The following is a 240-nucleotide window of genomic DNA, read 5'->3' as shown; positions in this document are numbered from 1 at the left end:
CGTGACAGGCAGGCGTGTTAACCGCTACACTACGGGACCTACATAATAAAATTGCGGGAGGCGGATTTGAACCACCGACCTTCGGGTTATGAGCCCGACGAGCTACCGAACTGCTCCATCCCGCGATAATAATATTGTATAAATGGCGGAGGAAGAGGGATTCGAACCCCCGCGAGCCGTTAAGCCCCTGTCGGTTTTCAAGACCGATCCCTTCAGCCGGACTTGGGTATTCCTCCAAAA

General features: G+C 53.3%; 2 tRNA genes. Both read right to left on the bottom strand.

Going from position 1 to position 240, the window contains the following annotated elements:
- Window positions 1-51 precede the first annotated feature (51 nt).
- A tRNA-Met gene (locus tag HMPREF3270_RS11720) sits at window positions 52-125 on the bottom strand.
- Between the two features lie 18 nt (window positions 126-143).
- A tRNA-Ser gene (locus HMPREF3270_RS11715) sits at window positions 144-236 on the bottom strand.
- Window positions 237-240 lie beyond the last annotated feature (4 nt).

This window comes from Staphylococcus sp. HMSC65H10 (assembly GCF_001839185.1).
Classification (GTDB): Bacteria; Bacillota; Bacilli; order Staphylococcales; family Staphylococcaceae; genus Staphylococcus; species Staphylococcus simulans.
Note: the sequence above shows the minus strand (reverse complement) of the source record. Positions and strands in the feature narration are given on the sequence as shown.